The sequence below is a fragment of the Pseudomonas sp. ICMP 8385 genome (assembly GCF_002699915.1).
GTDB classification, from domain to species: Bacteria; Pseudomonadota; Gammaproteobacteria; order Pseudomonadales; family Pseudomonadaceae; genus Aquipseudomonas; species Aquipseudomonas gessardii.
Window position 1 is genome coordinate 44922 of record NZ_LKBY01000105.1, and the last position, 25376, is coordinate 70297.

The following is a 25376-nucleotide window of genomic DNA, read 5'->3' on the forward strand; positions in this document are numbered from 1 at the left end:
GTGTTCAAGCATCAACCGCTTTTTGGGTCGACTTGAAGACACGAATTTTCTTACCGTCTTCTACTTTGAAACCAACGCGGTCAGCCTTGTTGGTTTCGCCGTTGAAGATGGCGACGTTAGAAGCGTGCAATGGCGCTTCTTTCTCGACGATACCGCCCTGTACGCCCGACGCGGGGTTAGGCTTGGTATGACGCTTGACCAGGTTCAGACCACCAATGACCAGACGGTCATCAGCAAGAACCTTCAGCACCTTACCGCGCTTACCTTTGTCTTTGCCGGCGATCACGATGATCTCGTCGTCACGACGAATCTTTTGCATGTCGGATCTCCTTACAGCACTTCTGGGGCGAGCGAGACGATCTTCATGAACTTCTCAGTACGAAGTTCACGGGTCACTGGCCCAAAGATACGGGTGCCGATCGGCTCTTGCTTGTTGTTCAGAAGAACAGCAGCGTTGCCATCAAAGCGGATAATGGAGCCATCAGCACGACGTACGCCGTGACGAGTGCGGACTACAACAGCAGTCATCACTTGGCCTTTTTTCACTTTACCGCGAGGAATTGCTTCCTTGACGGTAACTTTGATGATGTCACCGATACCAGCGTAACGACGATGGGAGCCACCCAGCACCTTGATGCACATAACACGGCGAGCGCCGCTGTTATCGGCCACATCGAGCATGGATTGAGTCTGAATCATATAATTTCTCCGACCCCTAGTCCTTAGACTTCCACAGCGCGTTCGAGAACATCAACCAGTGCCCAAGACTTGGTCTTGGCCAGCGGACGAGTTTCACGAATAGTGACTTTGTCGCCGATGTGGCACTGGTTGGTTTCGTCGTGCGCGTGCAGCTTAGTCGAACGCTTAACATATTTACCGTAGATCGGGTGCTTAACGCGACGCTCGATCAAAACGGTGATGGTTTTGTCCATCTTGTCGCTGACAACACGGCCAGTCAGCGTACGGACAGTCTTTTCGGCTTCAGCCATGATCACTTACCTGCCTGCTGGTTGAGCACAGTCTTCACGCGAGCAATGTCACGCTTAACTTGCGAGAGCAGATGAGACTGCCCCAACTGGCCAGTTGCTTTCTGCATACGCAGATTGAACTGGTCGCGCAGCAGGCCGAGCAGTTGCTCGTTCAGCTGCTGTGCGGATTTTTCACGAAGTTCATTCGCTTTCATCACATCACCGTCCGTTTAACAAAGGCGGTGGCGAGCGGCAGCTTTGCAGCAGCCAGGGCAAAAGCCTCACGCGCCAGCTCTTCAGTTACACCCTCGATTTCATACAGGACTTTGCCTGGCTGAATCTGGGCTACCCAGTATTCCACGTTACCCTTACCTTTACCCATCCGAACCTCGAGAGGTTTTTTGGAGATCGGCTTGTCCGGGAATACACGGATCCAGATCTTGCCGCCACGTTTTACGTGACGGGTCAGTGCACGACGCGCTGACTCGATCTGACGAGCGGTGAGACGACCACGAGCTACAGACTTCAGCGCGAACTCGCCGAAGCTGACTTTGCTACCGCGCTGCGCCAGACCACGGTTGTGGCCTGTCATCTGCTTGCGGAACTTCGTACGCTTAGGTTGCAACATTTGGCGTACCCCTTACTTAGCAGCTTTTTTACGAGGCGCTGGTGCTTGTGGTTTCAGTTCTTCTTGGCGACCACCAATTACTTCGCCCTTGAAGATCCAAACCTTTACACCGATCACACCGTAAGTGGTGTGAGCTTCGTAGTTGGCATAGTCGATGTCGGCACGCAGGGTGTGCAGTGGCACACGACCTTCGCGATACCATTCAGTACGTGCGATTTCAGCACCGCCGAGACGACCGCTCACTTGGATTTTGATGCCCTTGGCACCAATGCGCATGGCGTTCTGTACAGCGCGCTTCATAGCACGACGGAACATTACGCGGCGCTCCAGCTGCTGAGCTACGCTCTGCGCAACCAGCATACCGTCGAGCTCCGGCTTGCGGATCTCTTCGATATTGATGTGCACAGGCACACCCATTTGCTTGGTCAGGTCCTGACGCAGTTTCTCAACATCTTCACCTTTCTTCCCGATAACGATACCTGGACGAGCGGTGTGGATGGTGATACGTGCAGTTTGGGCCGGACGATGGATATCGATACGGCTTACGGACGCGCTTTTTAGTTTGTCTTGGAGATACTCACGCACCTTCAGATCAGCGAACAAATAGTCCGCATAAGTCCGACCGTCTGCGTACCAGACGGAGGTGTGCTCCTTGACGATTCCCAGGCGAATGCCAATGGGATGTACTTTCTGACCCATCTCTTCGACTCCGTTACTTGTCAGCAACCTTGACAGTGATATGGCAAGACCGCTTGACGATGCGATCAGCACGGCCTTTGGCACGCGGCATGATACGCTTCAGCGAACGCCCTTCGTTGACGAAAACGGTGCTGACCTTCAGGTCATCAACGTCTGCGCCTTCGTTATGCTCGGCGTTGGCTACGGCCGACTCCAGCACTTTCTTCATGATCTCGGCGGCTTTCTTACTGCTGAAAGCCAACAGGTTGAGCGCTTCGCCCACCTTCTTCCCGCGGATCTGGTCGGCGACCAAGCGGGCTTTCTGGGCGGAGATTCGAGCGCCCGACAACTTAGCGGCTACTTCCATTTCCTAACCCCTTAACGCTTGGCTTTCTTGTCTGCCACGTGCCCACGATAAGTGCGGGTACCGGCAAACTCGCCCAGTTTGTGGCCGACCATGTCTTCGTTAACGAGAACTGGGACGTGCTGACGACCGTTGTGTACTGCGATGGTCAAACCGACCATTTGTGGCAGGATCATAGAACGGCGCGACCAGGTCTTAACTGGTTTGCGATCGTTCTTTTCCGCCGCCACTTCGATCTTCTTCAGTAGGTGAAGATCAATAAAAGGACCTTTTTTCAGAGAACGTGGCACTGTCGTATCCCTCTATTTACTTGCGACGACGGACGATCATTTTGTCGGTACGCTTATTACCACGAGTCTTCGCGCCCTTAGTCGGGAAGCCCCATGGCGATACCGGATGACGACCACCAGAGGTACGACCTTCACCACCACCGTGTGGGTGGTCAACCGGGTTCATGGCAACACCACGAACGGTTGGGCGAACGCCACGCCAGCGTTTGGCACCAGCTTTACCCAACGAACGCAGGCTGTGCTCGGAGTTCGAGACTTCGCCCAGGGTCGCACGGCATTCAGCCAGTACTTTACGCATCTCACCAGAACGCAGACGCAGGGTCACGTAGACACCTTCACGAGCGATCAGCTGAGCCGAAGCACCAGCGGAACGAGCGATCTGTGCGCCTTTACCTGGCTTCAATTCGATGCCGTGTACGGTGCTACCAACTGGAATGTTACGCAGCTGCAGAGCGTTGCCCGGCTTGATCGGTGCCAGGGCACCTGCGATCAGCTGGTCGCCAGCACTCACGCCTTTAGGCGCGATGATGTAGCGACGCTCGCCATCTGCGTACAGCAGCAGAGCGATGTGAGCAGTACGGTTTGGATCGTATTCGATACGCTCGACAGTGGCAGAGATGCCATCTTTGTCGTTGCGACGGAAATCGACCAGACGATAATGCTGCTTATGGCCACCACCGATGTGACGAGTGGTAATACGACCATTGTTGTTACGACCACCAGTCTTCGATTTCTTCTCGAGCAGCGGTGCGTGAGGAGCGCCTTTATGCAGCTCCTGGTTGACCACCTTGACCACAAAACGGCGGCCAGGGGAAGTCGGTTTGCATTTAACGATTGCCATGATGCACCCCTTCCTTACTCAGCACTGCTGCTGAAATCGAGATCTTGGCCTGGCTGAAGCGAGATAACTGCCTTCTTCCAGTCATTACGCTTGCCCAGACCGCGAGCAGTGCGCTTGCTCTTACCCAGAACATTCAGGGTAGTAACACGCTCTACTTTCACGCTGAACAGGCTTTCGACGGCCTTCTTGATTTCCAGCTTGGTTGCGTCAGTTGCAACCTTGAAAACGAACTGGCCTTTCTTGTCAGCCAGAACCGTAGCCTTTTCGGAAACGTGCGGGCCAAGCAGAACTTTAAATACGCGTTCCTGGTTCATCCCAGCAGCTCCTCGAATTTCTTCACGGCCGACACGGTGATCAACACCTTGTCGTATGCGATCAGACTAACTGGATCGGAACCTTGCACGTCACGTACATCAACGTGTGGCAGGTTGCGAGCAGCCAGGTACAGGTTCTGATCAACAGCTTCGGACACGATCAAAACGTCGGTCAGATTCATGTTGTTCAGCTTGCCCAGCAGATCTTTGGTTTTTGGACCTTCAACAGCGAAGTCCTGAACCACGACCAGACGATCAGTACGCACGAGTTCAGCAAGGATGGAGCGCAGTGCTGCGCGATACATCTTCTTGTTGAGCTTCTGAGAGTGATCCTGTGGACGAGCTGCGAAAGTGGTACCGCCGCCACGCCAGATTGGGCTACGGATAGTACCGGCACGAGCACGGCCAGTACCTTTCTGACGCCAAGGGCGCTTACCGCCACCACGAACGTCGGAACGGGTCTTTTGCTGCTTGCTACCTTGACGGCCGCCGGCCATGTAGGCCACGACTGCTTGGTGAACGAGCGTCTCGTTGAATTCGCCGCCAAATGTCAGTTCGGAAACTTCGATCGCTTGAGCGTCATTTACATTTAATTGCATGTCAGCTTCCCCTTAACCGCGAGCCTTGGCCGCTGGACGTACAACCAGGTTGCCGCCAGTAGCGCCAGGAACAGCACCCTTGACCAACAACAGATTGCGTTCAGCGTCGACGCGCACTACTTCGAGGGACTGCACGGTCACGCGCTCAGCGCCCATATGACCGGACATTTTTTTGCCCTTGAATACACGACCAGGAGTCTGGCACTGGCCAATAGAGCCCGGGACGCGGTGGGAAACGGAGTTACCGTGAGTGTTGTCTTGGCCACGGAAATTCCAACGCTTGATCGTACCCTGGAAGCCTTTACCCTTGGACTGACCGGTTACATCAACCAGTTGACCAGCGGCGAAGATTTCAGCGTTGATCAGATCGCCAGCCTGGTAGTCGCCATCTTCAAGACGGAACTCCATGACAGTACGACCAGCTGCAACGTTTGCTTTAGCGAAGTGACCTGCTTGAGCAGCAGTCACGCGCGAAGCACGACGCTCGCCGACAGTGACTTGCACTGCACGATAGCCATCGGTTTCTTCAGTTTTGAACTGGGTGACGCGATTCGGCTCGATCTCAATGACCGTGACCGGAATGGAGACACCTTCTTCGGTGAAAATACGGGTCATACCGCATTTACGACCGACTACACCAATAGTCATGTTGTAAACCTCATGAGTGTACGGGGCTTTCACCCGCTATGGCCGCCCATTTCAGAGCGTTACACGACTAAGACCCGAGTCTTAGCCGAGGCTGATCTGTACTTCCACACCGGCCGCCAGATCAAGCTTCATAAGAGCATCAACGGTTTTATCCGTTGGCTGGACGATGTCCAGAACGCGCTTATGAGTACGGATCTCGTACTGGTCACGCGCGTCTTTGTTGACGTGCGGGGAGACCAGAACGGTGAACCGCTCTTTGCGGGTAGGCAGTGGAATAGGACCACGCACTTGTGCCCCAGTACGTTTCGCGGTTTCCACGATTTCCTGGGTGGATTGGTCGATCAGGCGATGGTCAAAAGCCTTCAACCTGATACGGATTTGCTGATTTTGCATTGGATTTCAGACTCCGGCTGCTATTCCCAGCGAGCGCAATACGCCCGTTAAAAGGAGGCGCAATTCTATAGACGCCCCAGATAGGTGTCAACCCAATAAAAAAGCCCCCGCTGAGCGGGGGCTTTTCAAAACATCGAAGCTATCTCAGAAGAGATGCTTACTCGATGATTTTAGCTACAACACCAGCACCAACGGTACGGCCGCCTTCACGGATAGCGAAGCGCAGACCGTCTTCCATTGCGATGGTTTTGATCAGGGTAACAACCATTTTGATGTTGTCGCCCGGCATTACCATCTCAACGCCTTCCGGCAGTTCGCAGTTACCAGTCACGTCAGTAGTACGGAAGTAGAACTGTGGACGGTAGCCTTTGAAGAACGGAGTGTGACGACCGCCTTCTTCTTTGCTCAGCACGTACACTTCAGCTTCGAACTTGGTGTGCGGCTTGACCGAACCCGGCTTGACCAGAACCTGGCCACGCTCAACGTCGTCACGCTTGGTACCACGCAGCAGAACGCCGCAGTTCTCGCCAGCACGACCTTCGTCGAGCAGCTTACGGAACATTTCAACACCGGTGCAGGTGGTGACGGTAGTGTCACGCAGACCAACGATTTCCAGTGGATCCTGAACCTTGACGATACCGCGCTCGATACGGCCAGTTACAACAGTACCGCGACCGGAGATCGAGAATACGTCTTCGATTGGCATCAGGAACGGCTTGTCGATAACACGAACTGGATCTGGAATGTAGCTGTCCAGAGTCTCAACCAGTTTACGAACGGCAGTGGTGCCCATTTCGTTTTCGTCGTTACCTTCCAGAGCCATACGAGCAGAACCGATGATGATCGGAGTGTCGTCGCCTGGGAAGTCGTAAGTGCTCAGCAGATCGCGCACTTCCATCTCAACCAGTTCCAGCAGCTCAGCGTCGTCTACCAGGTCAGCCTTGTTCAGGAAAACCACGATGTACGGAACGCCAACCTGACGGGACAGCAGGATGTGCTCACGGGTTTGTGGCATCGGACCATCAGCGGCCGAGCAAACCAGGATTGCGCCGTCCATCTGGGCAGCACCGGTGATCATGTTCTTCACATAGTCGGCGTGACCTGGGCAGTCAACGTGAGCGTAGTGACGGATCAGCGAGTTGTATTCAACGTGCGCGGTGTTGATGGTGATACCACGAGCTTTTTCTTCTGGCGCGCTGTCGATTTTATCGAAATCAACGATTGCGGAACCGAATACTTCGGAGCAAACGCGAGTCAGAGCAGCAGTCAGAGTGGTTTTACCGTGGTCAACGTGACCGATGGTGCCAACGTTGACGTGCGGTAGGGAACGATCAAATTTTTCTTTAGCCACGACAATTAACTCCTTGCCTAAAGGACTGAATCAGCCTTGTTTTTTGGATACAGTTTCAGCGATATGCGCCGGAGCTGTGTTGTATTTTTTGAATTCCATAGAGTAGCTTGCGCGACCCTGGGACATGGAGCGAACGTCGGTCGCATAACCGAACATCTCACCCAACGGAACCTCGGCGCGAATCACTTTGCCGGAAACCGTGTCTTCCATACCCAAGATCATGCCGCGACGACGGTTAAGGTCGCCCATGACATCACCCATATAGTCTTCAGGTGTAACAACTTCTACCGCCATGATTGGCTCAAGCAACTCACCACCGCCCTTCTGGGCCAGTTGCTTGGTTGCCATGGAGGCAGCCACCTTAAACGCCATCTCGTTGGAGTCGACGTCGTGGTAAGAACCGTCAAAAACGGTTGCTTTCAGGCCGATCAGCGGATAGCCGGCAACAACACCGTTCTTCATCTGCTCCTCGATGCCCTTCTGGATAGCAGGGATGTATTCCTTAGGAACAACACCACCTACTACTTCGTTCACGAATTGCAGACCTTCCTGACCTTCGTCAGCAGGAGCAAAACGGATCCAGCAGTGACCGAACTGACCACGACCGCCGGACTGACGAACGAACTTGCCTTCGATTTCACAGTTCTTCGTGATGCGCTCACGATAGGAAACCTGAGGCTTACCGATGTTGGCTTCGACGTTGAACTCACGGCGCATCCGGTCAACCAGGATGTCCAGGTGCAACTCGCCCATGCCGGAGATGATCGTTTGACCAGTCTCTTCATCAGTCTTGACGCGGAAAGATGGATCTTCCTGAGCAAGCTTGCCCAGTGCGATACCCATTTTTTCCTGGTCATCCTTGGTCTTAGGCTCTACGGCAACCGAAATAACCGGCTCCGGGAAGTCCATGCGAACCAGGATGATTGGCTTATCAGCGTTGCACAAGGTTTCACCAGTGGTGACGTCCTTCATGCCGATCAGGGCCGCGATGTCACCAGCGCGCACTTCCTTGATCTCTTCACGGGCGTTTGCGTGCATTTGCACCATACGACCCACACGCTCTTTCTTGCCCTTGACCGAGTTGATCACGCCATCGCCGGAGGCCAACACGCCCGAGTAAACGCGGACGAAAGTCAGGGTACCCACGAATGGGTCGGTAGCGATCTTGAACGCCAAGGCCGAGAACGGCTCGTTGTCGTCTGCATGACGCTCCATCTCTTCTTCCTCGTTATCCGGGTTGGTACCCTTGATAGCAGGAATGTCGGTTGGAGCAGGCAGGTAGTCGATAACGGCGTCGAGAACCAGGGGAACACCCTTGTTCTTGAAGGAAGAACCACAAACAGCCAAGACGATCTCACCAGCAATAGTACGCTGACGCAGAGCAGCCTTGATTTCCACGTTGGTGAGTTCTTCACCTTCGAGGTACTTGTTCATCAATTCTTCGTTGGCTTCGGCCGCAGCTTCTACCAGGTTGTTACGCCATTCGTCAGCCAGTTCCTGCAGTTCAGCAGGAATAGGCTCGCGACGAGGAGTCATGCCTTTGTCGGCATCGTTCCAATAGACCGCTTCCATGGTGATCAGATCGATCTGGCCCTGGAAGTTGTCTTCGGAACCGATTGCCAACTGGATTGGCACCGGAGTGTGACCCAGGCGCTGCTTGATCTGACCGATCACGCGCAGGAAGTTCGCACCGGCACGGTCCATCTTGTTTACGTAAACAAGACGTGGAACACCGTACTTGTTGGCTTGACGCCATACGGTTTCCGACTGAGGCTCAACACCCGAAGTACCGCAGAACACAACGACCGCGCCGTCGAGTACACGCAGGGAACGCTCAACTTCAATAGTGAAGTCCACGTGGCCCGGGGTATCGATTACGTTAAAGCGGTGCTCGTCCTTGTACTGCTTGGCAGAACCTTTCCAGAAGGCGGTAATAGCAGCAGAAGTAATGGTAATACCACGCTCCTGCTCCTGAACCATCCAGTCTGTGGTCGCGGCGCCATCATGCACCTCGCCCATTTTGTGACTTTTGCCGGTGTAAAACAGTACGCGCTCGGTGGTGGTGGTTTTACCAGCATCCACGTGAGCAACGATACCGATGTTACGGTAGCGGCTAATCGGAGTAGTACGAGCCATAAAGCCCTCGCAAAATTAGTGAAGCTAAGATTAGAAGCGGTAGTGCGAGAAAGCTTTGTTAGCTTCAGCCATACGGTGCACGTCTTCACGCTTCTTAACAGCAGCACCTTTACCTTCAGCAGCGTCCAACAGCTCACCAGCCAAACGCAGAGCCATAGACTTCTCGCCGCGCTTACGGGCGAAGTCTACCAACCAGCGCATTGCCAGGGCGTTACGACGGGACGGGCGAACTTCGACCGGAACCTGGTAAGTAGCACCGCCTACACGGCGCGACTTCACTTCGACCAGCGGAGCGATGGCGTCGAGAGCTTTCTCGAAGATTTCCAGGGGATCGCTGTTCTTGCGTTCTTTAACCTTTTCCAGCGCGCCATAAACGATACGCTCGGCAACGGCTTTCTTGCCGCTTTCCATCACGTGGTTCATGAACTTGGCCAGGATTTGGCTTCCGTATTTTGGATCGTCAAGCACTTCGCGCTTGGCTGCTACGCGTCTTCTTGGCATGGATAAGCCCTCAAACGGTCTTCAGGTTCGTTCGGAATCGGTGCCCTTGCGGGACGCCTCCGACCTTACTCTTATCGACTCAGAAAATAAGATGATTCAGTTTACAAAAAGCCGCTACTACTTAGGCTTCTTGGTACCGTACTTCGAACGACCCTGGTTACGACCTTTAACGCCGGAAGTATCCAAGGAGCCGCGTACGGTGTGGTAACGAACACCTGGCAAGTCTTTTACACGACCGCCGCGGATCAGCACCACGCTGTGCTCTTGCAGGTTGTGGCCTTCACCACCGATGTACGAGGAAACCTCGAAACCGTTGGTCAGGCGCACACGGCATACTTTACGCAGTGCCGAGTTAGGTTTTTTCGGCGTAGTGGTATACACGCGAGTGCATACGCCACGACGTTGCGGGCAGTTCTGCAGCGCAGGCACGTCGGATTTCTCGACGATACGCTTACGCGGCTGACGTACCAGCTGGTTGATAGTTGCCATCTACTAGCTCCACTGTTGTCTTGCGACGCTATTGTCTTGCAAGAAAAGCAAAATGGCAGGAACGAATTCCCGCCAAATTTAGGGGTACAAGAGTCTAAAGAGGATCTTGCCCCCAGTCAAGGCAAGGCCCCGACCTCCCCTTCCATCGAAACCCGACAAAACTGTCTTGTTCCGACGAACGGGGCTGCCAGGGCCCGGCCTTATTTATCGCAGAACTCAGTTACCGCTAGAGTTCAGCGCTTCGGTCAGTGCAGCTTCCACTTCACTGGCGCTTACGCGCAACGGCTTGTCGAGTTCACGGCGACGCTTACGCTCGCTGTGGTAGGCCAAGCCGGTACCGGCCGGGATCAGACGACCCACAACCACGTTTTCTTTCAGGCCACGCAAGTAATCACGCTTGCCGGTTACCGCTGCTTCGGTCAGTACGCGAGTGGTCTCCTGGAAGGAGGCCGCCGAGATGAACGACTCAGTGGACAACGACGCCTTGGTGATACCCAGCAACACACGAGTGAATTTGGAAACAAACTTCTCTTCGGTTGCCAGACGTTCGTTTTCTACCAGTACGTGAGTCAGTTCCATCTGGTCGCCCTTGATGAAACTCGAATCGCCGGATTCAGCGATTTCAACTTTACGCAGCATCTGACGCAGGATGGTCTCGATGTGCTTATCGTTGATCTTCACGCCTTGCAGACGGTAAACGTCCTGGATCTCGTTGACGATGTACTTGGCCAGCGCACTCACACCCAGCAGACGCAGGATGTCGTGTGGATCGCTCGGGCCGTCGGAGATAACTTCGCCGCGGTTTACCTGTTCGCCTTCAAAGACGTTCAGGTGACGCCACTTCGGAATCAGCTCTTCATACGGATCGCTACCGTCGTTCGGGGTAATGACCAGGCGGCGCTTGCCCTTGGTCTCTTTACCGAACGCGATGGTGCCGCTGACTTCAGCCAGGATCGACGCTTCTTTCGGACGACGAGCCTCAAACAAGTCGGCAACACGCGGCAGACCACCGGTGATGTCACGGGTCTTCGACGTTTCTTGCGGGATACGCGCGATAACATCACCGATCGCGATCTTCGCACCATCCGCTACACCGACCAGGGCGTTGGCTGGCAGGAAGTACTGAGCGATAACGTCAGTGCCTGGCAGCAACAGATCCTTGCCGTTGTCATCGACCATCTTCACGGCAGGACGGATGTCTTTACCGGCAGCTGGACGATCTTTGGCGTCGAGGACTTCAATGTTGGTCATACCGGTCAATTCGTCAGTCTGACGCTTGATCGTGATGCCTTCTTCCATGCCCACGTAGGTCACGGTACCTTTCATTTCGGTAACGATTGGGTGAGTGTGCGGATCCCACTTGGCCACGATTGCGCCAGCGTCGACCTTGTCACCTTCCTTAACCGAAATCACAGCACCGTACGGCAGCTTGTAACGCTCACGCTCACGACCGAAGTCATCAGCGATCGCCAGCTCACCGGAACGGGACACGGCTACCAGGCAGCCATCCACTCGCTCAACGTGCTTGAGGTTGTGCAGACGGACAGTACCGCCATTCTTCACCTGAACGCTGTCGGCTGCGGAGGTCCGGCTGGCCGCACCACCGATGTGGAACGTACGCATGGTCAGCTGGGTACCCGGCTCACCGATGGACTGGGCAGCGATAACGCCAACTGCTTCACCGATGTTCACCTGGTGACCACGGGCCAAGTCACGGCCGTAGCACTTGGCGCAGATGCCGTAGCGGGTTTCGCAGCTGATCGGCGAGCGAACAATCACTTCGTCGATGCTGTTGAGTTCGATGAACTCGACCCACTTTTCATCCACCAGGGTGCCGGCAGGAACGATAACTTCCTCGGTACCTGGCTTGAACACGTCACGGGCAATAACACGACCCAATACGCGTTCACCCAGCGGCTCTACAACGTCACCGCCTTCAATGTGCGGAGTCATCAGCAGGCCGTGCTCGGTGCCGCAATCGATCTCGGTTACAACCAGATCTTGTGCAACGTCTACCAGACGACGAGTCAGGTAACCGGAGTTAGCGGTTTTCAACGCGGTATCCGCCAGACCTTTACGAGCACCGTGAGTAGAGATGAAGTACTGAAGTACGCTCAAACCTTCACGGAAGTTCGCAGTAATCGGCGTTTCGATGATGGAACCGTCCGGCTTGGCCATCAGGCCACGCATACCGGCGAGCTGACGGATCTGCGCAGCAGAACCCCGTGCGCCCGAGTCGGCCATCATGTACATCGAGTTGAAAGACTCTTGATCGACTTCCACGCCATGACGGTCGATAACCTTCTCTTTCGAGAGGTTGGCCATCATCGCCTTGGACACTTCGTCGTTGGCCTTGGACCAAAGGTCGATCACTTTGTTGTACTTCTCGCCCTGGGTTACCAGGCCGGAGGCGTACTGGCTCTCGATCTCTTTCACTTCATCAGTGGCAGCACTGATGATGCGGGCTTTTTCATCCGGGATAACGAAGTCGTTAACACCGATGGAAACGCCGGAAATGGTCGAATAGGCAAAACCGGTGTACATCAACTGGTCAGCGAAGATCACGGTCTCTTTCAGACCAACCACGCGATAGCACTGGTTGATCAGCTTGGAGATCGCCTTTTTCTTCATCGGCAGGTTGACGACGTCGTACGACAGACCTTTTGGCACAACCTGGTACAACAGCGCACGGCCGACAGTGGTGTCGACGATACGGGTGTTGCTCACGCTGCCGCCGTCACGGTCGTTGACGGTTTCGTGGATCCGAACCTTGACCTTGGCATGCAGTGCGGCTTCGCCGGCACGGAACACACGGTCAACTTCTTGCAGGTCAGCGAATACACGACCTTCGCCCTTGGCGTTGATCGCTTCACGGGTCATGTAGTACAGACCCAATACAACGTCCTGCGACGGAACGATGATTGGCTCACCGTTGGCTGGCGACAGGATGTTGTTGGTCGACATCATCAACGCACGCGCTTCCAACTGGGCTTCCAGTGTCAGCGGTACGTGCACGGCCATTTGGTCGCCGTCGAAGTCGGCGTTGTACGCAGCACAGACCAGCGGGTGCAGCTGGATAGCCTTACCTTCGATCAGTACCGGTTCAAACGCCTGGATACCCAGACGGTGAAGGGTCGGTGCACGGTTGAGCAGGACCGGGTGTTCGCGAATCACTTCAGCGAGAACGTCCCAAACCTCTGGCAGTTCGCGCTCGACCATTTTCTTGGCCGCTTTGATGGTGGTCGCGAGACCGCGCATTTCCAGCTTGCCGAAGATGAACGGCTTGAACAGCTCAAGAGCCATCTTCTTAGGCAGACCGCACTGGTGCAGACGCAGGGTCGGGCCTACGGTAATTACCGAACGACCGGAGTAGTCAACACGCTTACCGAGCAAGTTCTGACGGAAACGACCTTGCTTACCCTTGATCATGTCAGCCAGGGATTTCAGAGGACGCTTGTTGGAACCGGTAATAGCGCGGCCACGACGACCGTTGTCGAGCAGGGCATCGACCGCTTCTTGCAACATACGCTTTTCGTTACGCACGATGATGTCCGGAGCGGACAGGTCAAGCAGGCGCTTCAAGCGGTTGTTACGGTTGATCACGCGGCGGTACAGGTCGTTGAGGTCGGACGTCGCGAAACGACCACCGTCCAACGGTACCAGCGGACGCAGGTCTGGCGGCAGAACCGGCAGAACGGTCAGCACCATCCACTCTGGCAGGTTGCCGGAACCCTGGAAGGCTTCCATCAACTTCAGACGCTTGGACAGTTTCTTGATCTTGGTTTCGGAGTTGGTTTGCGGAATCTCTTCGCGCAGGCGGCCAATCTCGTGTTCCAGGTCGATAGCGTGCAGCAGTTCGCGGACAGCTTCGGCACCCATGCGGGCATCGAAATCGTCGCCGAACTCTTCCAGCGCTTCAAAATACTGCTCGTCGTTGAGCAGCTGACCTTTTTCAAGGGTGGTCATGCCTGGATCGATAACGACATAGCTCTCGAAGTAGAGAACGCGTTCGATATCACGCAGGGTCATGTCCATCAGCAAGCCGATACGGGACGGCAGCGATTTCAGGAACCAGATGTGGGCAACCGGCGAAGCCAGCTCGATGTGCGCCATGCGCTCACGACGAACCTTGGCCAGTGCAACTTCAACGCCGCACTTCTCGCAGATCACACCACGGTGCTTCAAGCGCTTGTACTTACCGCACAGGCACTCGTAATCCTTTACCGGGCCAAAGATCTTGGCGCAGAACAGGCCGTCACGCTCAGGTTTGAACGTACGGTAGTTGATGGTTTCCGGCTTTTTAACTTCACCGAACGACCACGAACGGATCATCTCAGGCGATGCCAGTCCAATACGGATGGCGTCGAACTCTTCGACTTGACCCTGGTTTTTCAGCAAATTCAGTAGGTCTTTCAAGGCCTTTCCTCCTGGCGGAGCAGAGAGCGGGCTAAACAGCCCCGCTCTCGATTCGCGTCACGTGTTATTCGGTTTCCAGATCGATATCGATGCCGAGGGAACGAATTTCTTTGATCAACACGTTGAAGGACTCGGGCATGCCCGGCTCCATACGGTGATCGCCGTCCACGATGTTTTTGTACATCTTGGTACGACCGTTCACATCGTCCGACTTCACTGTGAGCATTTCTTGCAGAGTGTATGCAGCACCGTATGCTTCCAGTGCCCAGACCTCCATCTCCCCGAAACGCTGACCACCGAACTGAGCCTTACCACCCAGCGGCTGCTGGGTAACCAGGCTGTACGAACCGGTAGAACGAGCGTGCATCTTGTCGTCTACCAAGTGGTTCAGCTTCAGCATGTACATGTAGCCAACAGTAACCGGGCGCTCGAACTTGTTGCCGGTACGGCCGTCGAACAGCTGCATCTGGCCGCTTTCTGGCAGGTCTGCCAGTTTCAGCATGGCCTTGATTTCGCTTTCCTTGGCACCGTCGAACACCGGGGTAGCCATTGGAACGCCGCCGCGCAGGTTCTTCGCCAGGTCCAGGATTTCCTGGTCGGAGAAGGTATCCAGCTCTTCTTTGCGGCCGCCGATCTCGTTGTAGATCTCGTGCAGGAACTTACGCAGGTCTGCGACCTTGCGCTGCTCTTCGATCATACGGTTGATCTTCTCGCCCAAACCTTTGGCCGCGAGGCCCAGGTGGGTTTCAAGGATCTGACCGACGTTCATACGCGAAGGTACGCCCAACGGGTTGAGGACGACGTCGACCGGGGTGCCATTGGCATCGTGCGGCATGTCTTCAACCGGCATGATCACGGAGACCACACCTTTGTTACCGTGACGACCGGCCATCTTGTCGCCCGGCTGGATGCGACGACGGATTGCCAGGTAAACCTTGACGATTTTCAGCACGCCTGGAGCCAGGTCATCGCCCTGCTGCAGTTTGCGCTTCTTGTCTTCAAACTTGTCGTCCAGCAGACGGCGGCGATCAACGATATAGGCCTGGGCCTTCTCGAGCTGCTCGTTCAGAGCGTCTTCAGCCATGCGCAGTTTGAACCACTGGCCGTGCTCAAGACCGTCGAGGATTTCGTCGGTGATGTCCTGACCTTTCTTCAGACCTGCGCCGCCTTCGGCCTTGTGGCCTACCAGGGCGGAACGCAGACGCTCGAAGGTCGCGCCTTCAACGATACGGAACTCTTCGTTCAGGTCCTTGCGGATCTCGTCGAGCTGGGTCTTCTCGATGGACAGTGCACGAGCATCACGCTCAACGCCGTCACGGGTGAAGACCTGTACGTCGATGACAGTACCCTTGGTACCGGTAGGTACGCGCAGGGAGGTGTCTTTAACGTCGCTGGCTTTTTCACCGAAGATGGCACGCAACAGCTTCTCTTCTGGCGTCAGTTGGGTCTCGCCTTTCGGAGTGACCTTACCGACCAGAATGTCGCCAGCGCCAACTTCAGCACCTACATAAACGATACCGGCTTCGTCCAGCTTGTTCAGTGCAGCTTCACCCACGTTCGGGATGTCTGCAGTGATTTCCTCAGGCCCAAGCTTGGTGTCACGCGCCACACAGGTCAGTTCCTGGATGTGGATCGTGGTGAAGCGATCTTCTTGAACCACACGCTCGGACAGGCAGATGGAGTCTTCGAAGTTGAAGCCGTTCCACGCCATGAACGCGATGCGCATGTTCTGACCCAGAGCCAACTCACCCATATCGGTGGACGGACCGTCGGCCATGATGTCGCTACGCTGAACGCGATCACCCTTGCTCACCAGCGGACGCTGGTTGATGCAGGTGTTCTGGTTCGAGCGGGTGTATTTGGTCAGGTTGTAGATGTCGACACCGGCTTCGCCAGTTTCAACTTCGTCATCGGCAACACGAACCACGATACGGCTGGCATCAACAGAGTCGATCACGCCGCCACGACGAGCCACGACGCAAACGCCGGAGTCACGGGCTACGTTGCGCTCCATGCCGGTACCTACCAGCGGCTTGTCAGCGCGCAGGGTCGGTACAGCTTGACGCTGCATGTTGGAACCCATCAACGCACGGTTGGCGTCATCGTGTTCCAGGAACGGGATCAGCGACGCCGCAACAGAAACTACCTGCTTGGGCGATACGTCCATCAAGGTGACGTCTTCCGGCGCCTTGACGGTGAACTCGTTCAAGTGACGAACAGCTACCAGCTCGTCGATCAGGACTTTCTTGTCGTTCATCGTGGCCGAAGCCTGGGCGATCACGTGATCAGCTTCTTCGATGGCGGACAGGAAGACGATCTCGTCGGTCACCAGCGCGTCTTTCACCACACGGTACGGGCTTTCGAGGAAGCCGTACTGGTTGGTGCGCGCATAGGCCGCCAGGGAGTTGATCAGACCGATGTTCGGACCTTCCGGCGTTTCGATCGGGCAAACACGACCGTAGTGCGTCGGGTGAACGTCACGAACTTCAAAGCCTGCACGCTCACGGGTCAGACCGCCCGGGCCCAGTGCAGAAACACGGCGCTTGTGGGTGATCTCGGAGAGCGGGTTGTTCTGGTCCATGAACTGCGAGAGCTGGCTGGAACCGAAGAACTCTTTCACCGCCGCAGCCACTGGCTTGGCGTTGATCAGGTCTTGCGGCATCAGGCCTTCGCTTTCAGCCATCGACAGACGCTCTTTGACCGCACGCTCAACACGTACCAGGCCAACGCGGAACTGGTTCTCGGCCATTTCGCCTACGCAGCGAACACGACGGTTACCCAGGTGGTCGATATCATCGACGATGCCTTTACCGTTACGGATGTCGACCAGGGTCTTCAGTACCGCGACGATGTCTTCCTTGCACAGCACGCCCGAACCTTCGATCTCGGTGCGACCGATACGACGGTTGAACTTCATCCGGCCGACCGCAGACAGGTCATAGCGCTCAGGGCTGAAGAACAGGTTGTTGAACAGGGTTTCGGCAGCGTCTTTGGTTGGTGGCTCGCCAGGACGCATCATGCGATAGATCTCGACCAGCGCTTCCAATTGGTTGCTGGTGGAGTCGATCTTCAGGGTGTCGGAGACAAACGGACCGCAGTCGATATCGTTGGTGTACAGGGTCTCGATGCGAACAACCTGGGCCTTGGCGATTTTGGCCAGGATCTCGGTGTTCAGCTCGGTGTTGCACTCAGCCAGGATCTCGCCTGTGGCCGGGTGAACGATGACCTTGGCGGTGGTGCGACCCAGGACGTAGTCCAGAGGCACGTCCAGCGACTTGATACCGGCTTTTTCGATCTGGTTGATGTGGCGCGCAGTAATACGACGACCCGCCTCAACAATGACCTTGCCCTTCTCATCCTGGATGTCCAGGACGGCAATTTCACCACGCAGACGCGAAGCAATCAGTTCCAGGCTGAGGGTTTCATCCTTCAGGCTGAATACGTTGGTGGTGTAGAAAGCGTCCAGCACTTGCTCAGTGGTATAGCCGAGCGCGCGCAGCAGTACCGAGGCCGGCAGCTTGCGACGACGGTCGATACGCACGAACACGCAGTCTTTGGGGTCGAACTCGAAGTCCAACCACGAACCACGGTACGGAATGATCCGCGCGGAGTACAGGAGCTTGCCGGAGCTGTGCGTCTTGCCGCGGTCGTGGTCGAAGAACACGCCCGGGGAACGGTGCAGCTGGGAAACGATTACACGCTCGGTACCGTTGATAACGAAGGTACCGTTCTCAGTCATCAGGGGGATTTCACCCATGTAGACTTCTTGCTCTTTGATGTCCTTGATCGCTTTGTTCGACGATTCTTTGTCGAAAATGATCAGACGGACTTTTACCCGCAAAGGTACGGCGTACGTAACACCGCGCAACACGCATTCTTTGACATCAAATGCCGGTTCGCCCAGGCGATAACCGACGTACTCCAGCGCAGCATTGCCGGAGTAGCTGATGATCGGGAAAACGGATTTGAAGGCCGCATGCAGGCCCACGTCGCGGAACTGATCTTTGGTCGCTCCCGCCTGCAAGAATTCACGATACGAATCCAGCTGGATAGCCAGAAGGTACGGGACATCCATGACGTCCGGCAACTTGCTAAAGTCCTTGCGGATACGTTTTTTCTCAGTATATGAGTAAGCCATCAGCGTTCCCCAGCTTGGTCACCTGCTTGTTTGGCCCCCCCGACGGGAGCAGCCAGAAAATCTTGCAAACCCCATGGTTTGCACCACCGCATCGGGTGGCTACAGCGCGTTAATGGCGGCGACCGAGTCGACAGCCAAGAACGGAAAAAGGCCGGTGGCAAGAGCCACCAGCCATCAGCCTTCAGCTTAACGCTTGGGCTGGAAACGCAAGGTCGATGCTTACTTCAGCTCGACTTTAGCGCCTGCTTCTTCCAGAGTAGCTTTGGCTTTGTCAGCGGCGTCTTTCGACACTGCTTCCAGAACCTGGGCAGGAGCGCCGTCAACTACAGCCTTGGCTTCTTTCAGGCCCAGACCGGTCAGTTCACGTACTGCCTTGATCACGTTTACTTTCTTCTCGCCAGCTTCCAGCAGCATGACGTTGAATTCGGTTTGCTCTTCAGCAGCGACAGCAGCAACAGCTGGGCCAGCGGAAGCAGCGGCAGCGGAAACGCCGAATTTTTCTTCGAAAGCTTTGATCAGCTCAACAACCTGCAGAACCGACATTTCAGCTACGGCGTTGAGGATATCGTCTTGGGAGATAGACATTGCTGTATTTCCTGAATTGGGGGACGGCCTACGCGGCCATCGAAATAAACAAAAAAACGCGAGAGAAGTGGCTCAGCCTTAGGCTGCTGCAGCTTCTTTTTGCTCGCGAACTGCGGCCAGAGTACGAGCCAGCTTGCTGGTAGCGCCTTGAATCACGCTCATCAGCTGCGAAATAGCTTCGTTACGGGTCGGCAGTGTTGCCAGTACGTCGATTTGGTTAGCTGCGAGGAACTTGCCCTCGAACGCAGCTGCCTTGATCTCGAACTTATCCTGACTCTTGGCGAATTCCTTGAACAAACGGGCAGCAGCGCCTGGATGGTCCTTGGAGAACGCGATCAGAGTCGGGCCGGTGAACACGTCGTTGAGGACACTGTATTCAGTGTCAGCAACAGCGCGCTTGAGCAGGGTGTTACGTACAACACGTACGTATACGCCAGCTTCACGAGCCTCTTTACGGAGTCCGGTCATAGCGCTTACTGTCACACCACGGGCATCAGCCACGACAGCGGACAGAGCAGCTTTGGCAGCCTCGTTGACTTCAGCGACGATGGCCTTCTTGTCTTCGAGATTAATTGCCACGGGTTTAACTCCTGCTTGTTACCGTTTCATCTGGCCTAGGCCGGATGTCGTTTTGGTGTCTGATTCGGTAAGGAACCGGGAGCACCATCTGCGTAGGCTTGATGGTTTAAGACTTGCGTCGCCTACGGTCTTGGATAGCCCCCGCCAGGCAGGGACCCCAATTTTTCAATTGGCGCAATCACTTGCACCAATTTGTGTCTTATACGTCCAGCGAACCCTGGTCGATGACCAGACCCGGGCCCATAGTGGTGCTCAGGGTAACGCGCTTGACGTAGATACCTTTCGAGGAAGCTGGCTTGATACGCTTCAGATCAGCGATCAGGGCTTCAACGTTTTCCTTCAGCTTGACGGCGTCGAAGCCGACCTTGCCAACGGAAGTGTGAATGATGCCGTTTTTGTCGGTGCGATAACGAACCTGACCAGCCTTGGCGTTTTTAACCGCGGTAGCTACGTCTGGCGTTACGGTGCCGACCTTCGGGTTAGGCATCAGGCCACGTGGGCCGAGGATCTGACCCAACTGACCTACAACGCGCATTGCATCCGGGGAGGCAATAACGACGTCATAGTTCAGGTCGCCGCCTTTCATTTCGGCAGCCAGGTCGTCCATGCCAACGCGATCGGCGCCAGCGGCCAGAGCAGCTTCAGCTGCCGGACCTTGGGTGAAGACAGCAACACGTACAGTCTTGCCAGTACCGTGTGGCAGCACAGTAGCGCTACGAACGACCTGGTCGGATTTACGTGGGTCAACACCCAGGTTTACAGCAACGTCAACGGACTCGCTGAACTTGACAGTCGACAGCTCGGTCAGCAGAGCAGCAGCGTCTACAAAGTTGTAGGACTTGCCCGCTTCGATTTTGCCGGCGATAGCCTTTTGGCGCTTGGTCAGCTTAGCCATTACACACCCTCCACGTTAAGGCCCATGCTACGAGCAGAACCGGCGATGGTACGCACGGCTGCATCCATATCAGCTGCAGTCAGATCCGCGTTTTTGGTTTTCGCGATTTCTTCCAGCTGAGCACGAGTCACGGTGCCAACCTTAACGGTGTTCGGACGAGCGGAACCGCTAGTCAGACCAGCAGCCTTCTTCAACAGAACCGAAGCCGGAGTCGACTTGGTTTCAAAAGTGAAGCTACGGTCGCTGTATACAGTGATGATCACTGGAGTCGGCAGACCTGGCTCAATACCCTGGGTACGGGCGTTGAAGGCCTTGCAGAATTCCATGATGTTCACGCCGTGCTGACCCAGAGCTGGACCGACGGGTGGGCTAGGGTTGGCCTGAGCGGCCTTCACTTGCAGCTTGATGTAAGCGGTAATCTTCTTGGCCATGAGGCACTCCAATTACGGGTTCAAGCGCCTCGAAAGGCTCCCCGGTTACTTGCGCGTTTATCCCAGTGACGACAAAACCCCACAGCCTAAGGCTGTGGGGTTGGGATGCTTTGTCAGCTAGACCTTTTCGACCTGGCTGAACTCCAGCTCTACCGGAGTAGAGCGACCGAAAATGAGCACCGCCACTTGGATCCGGCTCTTTTCGTAGTTAACTTCTTCGACAGTACCGTTGAAATCAGCAAACGGACCATCGGTGACACGAACAACCTCGCCTGGCTCGAACAATGTCTTCGGCTTAGGCTTGTCGCTACCATCAGCAACACGGCGCAGAATCGCTTCCGCTTCCTTGTCAGTGATCGGCGCAGGCTTATCAGCGGTACCGCCGATGAAACCCATGACGCGAGGCGTATCCTTGACCAAGTGCCAAGTACCCTCATTCATGTCCATCTGTACCAGCACGTAGCCAGGGAAGAACTTGCGCTCGCTTTTGCGTTTCTGGCCATTACGCATTTCAACCACTTCTTCAGTGGGAACCAGAATTTCGCCGAAGCCATCTTCCATGCCTGCCAGCTTTACGCGCTCTAGCAAAGAGCGCATGACATGCTTCTCGTAACCCGAGTAAGCATGCACAACGTACCAACGCTTAGCCACGGGACACCCTTAGCCAACAATCAAGGAAACAAGCCAGCCGAGCAGGGAATCAAGACCCCACAACAGCAACGCCATAACCAGAACAACAGCCACAACAATCAGCGTGGTCTGCGTGGTTTCTTGGCGAGTTGGCCAAACGACTTTACGTATTTCGGTGCGGGCTTCCTTAACCAGTACAGCGAAGGACTTGCCCTTTACAGTCTGCAAACCAATAAAAACAGCTGCAGCAGCAAGAGCGAGCAATACGAGTACGCGGTACAGGATCGGCGAAGCAGAATAATACTGATTGCCAACAACGCCTACGACCACCAAAGCGACGACAGCGAGCCACTTAACCAGATCGAAACGAGAGCTTTGAGCTTCAGCCTTAGGAGTCATCTATGAAGATCCTGTGAAAAGAAAGCCAGATACACCACGTGAATCTGGCAGGTCAGGAGGGAATCGAACCCCCAACCTACGGTTTTGGAGACCGTCGCTCTGCCAATTGAGCTACTGACCTAAAACAAAATCAGGCCGACCATTATGCAGGCCTGAAAAAGACTTTACAACAACCAACCCCAAGAGACTTGAAACAACCCGATAACACCAGGTAAAACAGAATCAAGCCGAGACAGCTGTTAAAACAAAGGCAGATATTTTCATATCTGCCTTGTTATATGGAGCTCTTGAGCGGATTTGAACCGCTGACCTCACCCTTACCAAGGGTGTGCTCTACCAACTGAGCTACAAGAGCGAAACATCTTGCACAACCTGCAAACTTGGAGCGGGTAGCGGGAATCGAACCCGCATCATCAGCTTGGAAGGCTGAGGTTCTACCACTAAACTATACCCGCGGAGCTTGCAGCTCACGCTAAAAATGGTGGAGGGGGAAGGATTCGAACCTTCGAAGTCGTAGACGTCAGATTTACAGTCTGATCCCTTTGGCCGCTCGGGAACCCCTCCTAAGCGAGCCGGCATTTTACATTACGCCGACCTTCTGTCAAGCATTTTCTCATTAAAAATATGAGGTTAGCTGCGTGACGATCGCTTCACACCAACTTCCCAAGAGGGTCATCACTGTGGAGCGGGCGCCATTCTATGCAAACTATTCGACAGTTGCAATGCCTTCGCACGGCATTATTTTATGTTTTAACTCATTGAATTCATTAGCAAGGCTTTCAAACGGCAGATCGTCAGCCAGCCGGCGACTTTCAGGTGCCACACGCAACCAAAAAGCGGGCGCACCTGCAGCGATCAATGACTGGATCCTGACCTTGATATCCAGGCTAGTCAGACGCTGCTCCAGGAACTGCGCCTGCTCCTGATTGGCAAAGCCACCAATATACAGGCAACCGGCCGGCGCCTCTGGAGACCTGGGCCGGTCGCGGCGCGTCATTGCGTCGGCCGACTCGCTCAACAACTGAATATCCTGCTGGGAACCCCGGTATAGCGCCAGGGGCGTTACATCCTTCGCACGCAACGGAGCCTCTTGCTGGTGCCAGACGTAATAAAAGACATTGAGAACCAGCAACAACAGAAACAACCAACGCATAAAAACCTCAAGACAAAGGGCATGCCATCGCCAAGCCAACAAATACCAGGTCTGGAACGAAGCGAGCGCCTGGCAGGGCGTCAGCAACCAACTCAGCATCCCCACCCGTCAGGAAAACCGAGAACTCTTCGCCCCAGTAACTCCGGGCCAGTTCCAGTTGCGACTGGGCAAAGCCGCGAAGCATGAGCGTACAACCGCGCTCAACGGCCTGCGCCGTTGTACGCCCCGGCACCAGGCTCTCCAGCGCACGCTCAGCCGCAACATCGTCATACCGTATTTTACGGGTATGGGTCCGTAGCTGATTCCTCATGAGCGGCATACCAGGACAGATAAACCCACCGAGATGCTCGCCATCTGCCGTAATAAAGTCGGCAGTGGCCGCTGTACCGAAGTCCAGCACAAGGCATGCCCCCGAGGCCAACTGGAAGCCTCCAAGCATTGCCAACCAACGATCCAGGCCCAGACGGGCATATTCCTCATACCCGTTGCGCACACCTGCCATTTCACGCGAGGGCGCAGCACAACTGATAGAAACGCCAAAGGCTGCAACCAACACGCCTACCAGACGGTTCGTCTCTTCCTGGGCACGCACGCTGACCAACCGGCAGTGCTGCAGCGACAGCCCCGCCAACGAATGGAGACCACCCAGCAACGCCACATCGGAATCAACAACCCCTTCAGCGAAAACGGCTGCCTGGCTTGCCTCAAGAACTCGCCACTTGATGAAGCTATTCCCACAGTCGAGCTCAAGAATCATCACGCAACCTCAGGCTTAACTCACCACCACTGTATATTTTCTCAACACCATTTACTTCGAGGCGTAACGCACCTTGACCGTCGATGCCCAGCACAACCCCGCCTACCTGGTTAACACCTGCGATCAATGAAACCGCCTTACCCTGCCACAAATGGCTCCGCTCCCACTCTTCCCGGATTACCGAGAAGCCGGAATCCCTATGACGCTCAAGATAAGCCTGTAACGCCTGGCTCAGGTGAGCGACTAGATGATTTCGATCGACCGCGCGACCTGTTTCGAGCTGGATCGATGTCCACTGCTGATCTACTTCCGCTGCGCTCTGCATGTTTGCATTGATACCAATACCGAGCACGACATGACACACATCAGCAGGATCCCCCACCAACTCAAGAAGAATGCCCGCAATCTTCTTTGATCCAACAAGAACGTCATTTGGCCATTTCAAACCCGCACCCTGGACACCAAGGTCACGCAAGGTTTGCATTACTGCCAAGCCCACGACAAGACTCAACCCTTCAAGCTGTCGTAAGCCGCCATCGATACGCAGCACAAGGCTGTAGTAAACATTCTGCGCAAATGGACTGACCCACTTACGTCCTCGACGCCCCCTGCCCGCAGTCTGCTGCTCCGAGAGAACCAGGAACGGCGCTGCTTGCCCCGCATCAATAAGGCGCAATGCCTCGGCATTAGTGGAGTCGATGGTATCCGATATGAAAACCGAACCCGCACAAACCGGCGACTTCAGGGCGATCTCGTCAGCGCTTAATAGAACCAGCGGGGATGCCAATTGATAGCCTCGCCCCCTGACCTTATGAATTGTCAGATCCAGCTCGGCCTCTAGATGCTGGAGCTGCTTCCACACAGCACTACGACTGACACCCAGGGCTGCACCTAGCGCTTCACCCGAGTGAAATCGGCCATCTTTCAGAAGTTTCAACAACGTCAGCATGCAAGTCTCGCCTCACAATGAGGCACGCATGATAGCCATGCATAGAGCCATTGCATAGAAAGCAAGCAGACAGGTGATGGAGAGACTTCAGCCGGACAAGCCGCTAAGTCTTTGCGCGATTTTTCACCGCCCAAAACAAAACCCCAACTGCTTTCGCAATTGGGGTTTCGGAATTTAATCTTGACGATGACCTACTCTCACATGGGGAAACCCCACACTACCATCGGCGATGCATCGTTTCACT

General features: G+C 55.1%; 28 protein-coding genes and 4 tRNA genes. All 32 read right to left on the bottom strand.

Annotation, left to right across the window (positions count from 1 at the left end):
- Window positions 1–4: 4 nt before the first annotated feature.
- The 32 genes from rplX to birA all read right to left on the bottom strand — a co-directional run bounded on the left by rplX (window position 5) and on the right by birA (window position 25132).
- Entirely contained in the window at window positions 5–319 is a 315-nt protein-coding gene (rplX, locus tag AO268_RS18080) for a 50S ribosomal protein L24 (protein ID WP_029299388.1), read from the bottom strand.
- Window positions 320–330: 11 nt separating this feature from the next.
- On the bottom strand, window positions 331–699 hold the full coding sequence (gene rplN, locus AO268_RS18085) for a 50S ribosomal protein L14 (protein ID WP_002555479.1): 369 nt from the start codon (window positions 697–699) through the stop codon (window positions 331–333).
- Between the two features lie 23 nt (window positions 700–722).
- A complete protein-coding gene (gene rpsQ, locus AO268_RS18090; RefSeq protein ID WP_003176419.1) occupies window positions 723–989 on the bottom strand; it encodes a 30S ribosomal protein S17 in 267 nt (88 codons plus the stop codon).
- A gap of 2 nt (window positions 990–991) precedes the next feature.
- On the bottom strand, window positions 992–1183 hold the full coding sequence (gene rpmC / locus AO268_RS18095; protein WP_002555481.1) for a 50S ribosomal protein L29: 192 nt from the start codon (window positions 1181–1183) through the stop codon (window positions 992–994).
- Window positions 1183–1596: a 50S ribosomal protein L16 gene (rplP, locus tag AO268_RS18100; protein ID WP_003232424.1), complete on the bottom strand. Its 414-nt coding sequence runs from the start codon at window positions 1594–1596 to the stop codon at window positions 1183–1185. Before rplP ends, rpmC begins: the two co-directional genes overlap by 1 nt.
- A gap of 12 nt (window positions 1597–1608) precedes the next feature.
- Window positions 1609–2295, bottom strand: coding sequence for a 30S ribosomal protein S3 (gene rpsC, locus AO268_RS18105; protein WP_003176422.1), 687 nt, complete (start codon window positions 2293–2295; stop codon window positions 1609–1611).
- 13 nt (window positions 2296–2308) lie between these two features.
- Window positions 2309–2641: a 50S ribosomal protein L22 gene (gene rplV, locus AO268_RS18110; RefSeq protein WP_003103908.1), complete on the bottom strand. Its 333-nt coding sequence runs from the start codon at window positions 2639–2641 to the stop codon at window positions 2309–2311.
- A gap of 11 nt (window positions 2642–2652) precedes the next feature.
- Window positions 2653–2928: a 30S ribosomal protein S19 gene (gene rpsS / locus AO268_RS18115; protein ID WP_002555486.1), complete on the bottom strand. Its 276-nt coding sequence runs from the start codon at window positions 2926–2928 to the stop codon at window positions 2653–2655.
- 16 nt (window positions 2929–2944) lie between these two features.
- Window positions 2945–3769, bottom strand: a complete 825-nt coding sequence (gene rplB, locus AO268_RS18120; RefSeq protein WP_003176423.1) for a 50S ribosomal protein L2 — start codon at window positions 3767–3769, stop codon at window positions 2945–2947.
- A gap of 14 nt (window positions 3770–3783) precedes the next feature.
- The gene (rplW, locus tag AO268_RS18125) at window positions 3784–4083 is read right to left on the bottom strand and encodes a 50S ribosomal protein L23 (protein WP_002555488.1); all 300 of its coding nucleotides are present in this window, start codon (window positions 4081–4083) and stop codon (window positions 3784–3786) included.
- The gene (gene rplD / locus AO268_RS18130) at window positions 4080–4682 is read right to left on the bottom strand and encodes a 50S ribosomal protein L4 (RefSeq protein WP_029299292.1); all 603 of its coding nucleotides are present in this window, start codon (window positions 4680–4682) and stop codon (window positions 4080–4082) included. Before rplD ends, rplW begins: the two co-directional genes overlap by 4 nt.
- Before the next feature lie 12 nt (window positions 4683–4694).
- Entirely contained in the window at window positions 4695–5330 is a 636-nt protein-coding gene (gene rplC / locus AO268_RS18135) for a 50S ribosomal protein L3 (RefSeq protein ID WP_003194649.1), read from the bottom strand.
- An 81-nt stretch (window positions 5331–5411) separates the two neighbouring features.
- A complete protein-coding gene (rpsJ, locus tag AO268_RS18140) occupies window positions 5412–5723 on the bottom strand; it encodes a 30S ribosomal protein S10 (protein WP_003186070.1) in 312 nt (103 codons plus the stop codon).
- 157 nt (window positions 5724–5880) lie between these two features.
- Complete coding sequence (gene tuf, locus AO268_RS18145) at window positions 5881–7074, bottom strand: elongation factor Tu (RefSeq protein WP_029299269.1); 1194 nt, start codon at window positions 7072–7074, stop codon at window positions 5881–5883.
- A gap of 30 nt (window positions 7075–7104) precedes the next feature.
- A complete protein-coding gene (fusA, locus tag AO268_RS18150; protein WP_099169437.1) occupies window positions 7105–9210 on the bottom strand; it encodes an elongation factor G in 2106 nt (701 codons plus the stop codon).
- A 30-nt stretch (window positions 9211–9240) separates the two neighbouring features.
- Entirely contained in the window at window positions 9241–9711 is a 471-nt protein-coding gene (rpsG, locus tag AO268_RS18155; RefSeq protein WP_002555493.1) for a 30S ribosomal protein S7, read from the bottom strand.
- A gap of 117 nt (window positions 9712–9828) precedes the next feature.
- Window positions 9829–10200: a 30S ribosomal protein S12 gene (gene rpsL, locus AO268_RS18160; RefSeq protein ID WP_002555494.1), complete on the bottom strand. Its 372-nt coding sequence runs from the start codon at window positions 10198–10200 to the stop codon at window positions 9829–9831.
- Between the two features lie 216 nt (window positions 10201–10416).
- Window positions 10417–14616, bottom strand: a complete 4200-nt coding sequence (gene rpoC / locus AO268_RS18165) for a DNA-directed RNA polymerase subunit beta' (RefSeq protein ID WP_076964126.1) — start codon at window positions 14614–14616, stop codon at window positions 10417–10419.
- Between the two features lie 64 nt (window positions 14617–14680).
- Entirely contained in the window at window positions 14681–18754 is a 4074-nt protein-coding gene (gene rpoB, locus AO268_RS18170; protein WP_029299252.1) for a DNA-directed RNA polymerase subunit beta, read from the bottom strand.
- 219 nt (window positions 18755–18973) lie between these two features.
- Window positions 18974–19339 (bottom strand): 50S ribosomal protein L7/L12, encoded by a 366-nt coding sequence (gene rplL / locus AO268_RS18175; protein WP_003176432.1) that lies wholly within the window; start codon window positions 19337–19339, stop codon window positions 18974–18976.
- 78 nt (window positions 19340–19417) lie between these two features.
- Window positions 19418–19918: a 50S ribosomal protein L10 gene (gene rplJ, locus AO268_RS18180; RefSeq protein WP_056861893.1), complete on the bottom strand. Its 501-nt coding sequence runs from the start codon at window positions 19916–19918 to the stop codon at window positions 19418–19420.
- A 199-nt stretch (window positions 19919–20117) separates the two neighbouring features.
- Window positions 20118–20813: a 50S ribosomal protein L1 gene (gene rplA, locus AO268_RS18185; protein ID WP_003176434.1), complete on the bottom strand. Its 696-nt coding sequence runs from the start codon at window positions 20811–20813 to the stop codon at window positions 20118–20120.
- Window positions 20813–21244, bottom strand: a complete 432-nt coding sequence (rplK, locus tag AO268_RS18190) for a 50S ribosomal protein L11 (protein ID WP_003210097.1) — start codon at window positions 21242–21244, stop codon at window positions 20813–20815. Before rplK ends, rplA begins: the two co-directional genes overlap by 1 nt.
- Window positions 21245–21361: 117 nt before the next feature.
- On the bottom strand, window positions 21362–21895 hold the full coding sequence (nusG, locus tag AO268_RS18195; protein WP_003176436.1) for a transcription termination/antitermination protein NusG: 534 nt from the start codon (window positions 21893–21895) through the stop codon (window positions 21362–21364).
- Window positions 21896–21904: 9 nt separating this feature from the next.
- Window positions 21905–22273: a preprotein translocase subunit SecE gene (secE, locus tag AO268_RS18200; protein ID WP_076964128.1), complete on the bottom strand. Its 369-nt coding sequence runs from the start codon at window positions 22271–22273 to the stop codon at window positions 21905–21907.
- Window positions 22274–22318: 45 nt separating this feature from the next.
- Window positions 22319–22394: transfer RNA gene (locus tag AO268_RS18205), tRNA-Trp, on the bottom strand.
- A gap of 158 nt (window positions 22395–22552) precedes the next feature.
- Window positions 22553–22628 (bottom strand) — tRNA-Thr (locus AO268_RS18210).
- Between the two features lie 26 nt (window positions 22629–22654).
- Window positions 22655–22728: transfer RNA gene (locus AO268_RS18215), tRNA-Gly, on the bottom strand.
- A gap of 24 nt (window positions 22729–22752) precedes the next feature.
- Window positions 22753–22837 (bottom strand) — tRNA-Tyr (locus AO268_RS18220).
- Window positions 22838–22979: 142 nt separating this feature from the next.
- Window positions 22980–23426 carry a hypothetical protein gene (locus tag AO268_RS18225; protein WP_076964129.1) on the bottom strand — a complete coding sequence of 149 codons (447 nt, stop codon included), beginning with the start codon at window positions 23424–23426 and terminating at the stop codon, window positions 22980–22982.
- 7 nt (window positions 23427–23433) lie between these two features.
- Window positions 23434–24183, bottom strand: coding sequence for a pantothenate kinase (locus AO268_RS18230; RefSeq protein ID WP_076964130.1), 750 nt, complete (start codon window positions 24181–24183; stop codon window positions 23434–23436).
- Window positions 24173–25132, bottom strand: coding sequence for a bifunctional biotin--[acetyl-CoA-carboxylase] ligase/biotin operon repressor BirA (gene birA / locus AO268_RS18235; RefSeq protein ID WP_099169438.1), 960 nt, complete (start codon window positions 25130–25132; stop codon window positions 24173–24175). The genes AO268_RS18230 and birA overlap by 11 nt, the downstream gene beginning before the upstream one ends.
- Between the last annotated feature and the right edge of the window lie 244 nt (window positions 25133–25376).